Here is a 1,602-nt window from a genome sequence, read left to right as displayed (position 1 = left end):
CCACCGCGACACGAAGCTGCTGCTGCCGAGGAAAACGGAAGACATAGCGGGTTCCTCCATCGCCCACAGGGCGACCGATGCGATGAGAGCCTGCGGGGCGCAACGAGACGCCAGCCCGGCGAACGCGAACAGTGCCCGCCCGGCCCGGCGTCCGGCAGGGCAACAGGCCCGGCAAGGGCATGACCCCCCACAGCACGACCAGGGCCATCGAGAGGTTCGTCGTGGCGATGAGTCCCGCGTCCTGCCAACGCCGCCGAGGACCTCCCGCAACCGGGCGGGCTGCCCGGATCCGGCATGTTTGCCCCCGCCGACTGAGATGGACACCGAGCACCAGCACGGGACAAACGAGGCGGAGGTTCAAAGGAGGGGCCTTGACCCAAGGCCGGGTAGTTAGGGCTTGCAGATCATTAATCCGTAGCTTCCTGCTCGGTGGCTCGTTGGTGTGCCATGGGCATTGGGTTGGAGCAACGGGGCGTGCTGGCAGCGAAGTTCGAGACGATCCTGCCGCACCTGGATGAGCGTCAGCGTCGTCTGGTGCTGGGGGCGGAGGCGCGATCGGTCGGACACGGCGGGATCCGGCTGGTCGCGCAGGCCGCCGGTGTTCGGGAGGCGACCGTCTCGCTGGGGGTGCGCGAGCTGGAGTCTGGTGAGCCGCTGCTGGGACGCACTCGGCGGCCGGGCGGCGGCCGCAAACGGGTCGTGGATCTGGATCCCGGTCTGCGTGATGCGCTGCTGGCGCTGGTGGAGCCGGACGTGCGTGGGGACCCGATGTCGCCGCTGCGCTGGACGACGAAGTCGACGCGGAACCTGGCGGCCGAGCTGACCCGGCAGGGCCACCGGATCTCGGCCGGCACGGTCGGGGACCTGCTGCGCGCGGAGGGCTTCAGCCTGCAGGGCAACGCCAAGACCATCGAGGGCAGCCGGCATCCGGACCGGGACGGGCAGTTCCGCTACATCAACGAGCAGGCCCGGGCCCACATCGGTGCCGGAGAGCCGGTGGTCAGCGTGGACACCAAGAAGAAGGAACTGGTCGGCGCCTACAAGAACGCCGGACAGCAGTGGCTGCCGGCGGGGCAGCCGGTGCCGGTCTCGACCCACGACTTCCCCGACGCGGAGCTGGGCAAGGCGATCCCGTACGGCGTCTACGACCTGGCCGCGAACACCGGATGGGTCAGCGTCGGCACCGACCACGACACCGCCGCGTTCGCCGTCGAGTCCATCCGCCGCTGGTGGAAGGCCCGCGGCAGCCTCGACTACCCGGCCGCGTCCCGGCTGCTGATCACCGCCGACGCCGGTGGCTCCAACGGCTACCGCACCCGCGCATGGAAAGCCGAACTCGCCGCGCTCGCCCTGGAAACCGGCCTGGAGATCACCGTATGTCACTTTCCGCCTGGAACATCGAAATGGAACAAGGTCGAACACCGACTGTTCTCCCATATCACGATGAACTGGCGCGGCAGGCCGCTGACCAGCCACGAAGTAATCGTGAACAGCATCGCCGCGACCACCACCCGCACCGGGCTGACCGTCCACGCCGAACTCGACACCGGCGCCTACCCCACCGGCGTGCGGGTCGGCGACCGGCAGATGGATGCCCTGCCC

Annotated in this window: 1 protein-coding gene; it reads left to right on the top strand. The window is 69.4% G+C overall.

Annotated features, from left to right (window positions below; genetic code table 11):
* Positions 1-447: 447 nt before the first annotated feature.
* Positions 448-1,602, top strand: a 1,155-nt coding sequence (locus ACFUJR_RS39210; protein WP_383181772.1) for an ISAzo13 family transposase, incomplete at its 3' end; no start/stop codon positions are given.

It is taken from the genome of Streptomyces sp. NPDC057271 (assembly GCF_042668715.1).
Classification (GTDB): Bacteria; Actinomycetota; Actinomycetes; order Streptomycetales; family Streptomycetaceae; genus Streptomyces.
Note: the sequence above shows the minus strand (reverse complement) of the source record. Positions and strands in the feature narration are given on the sequence as shown.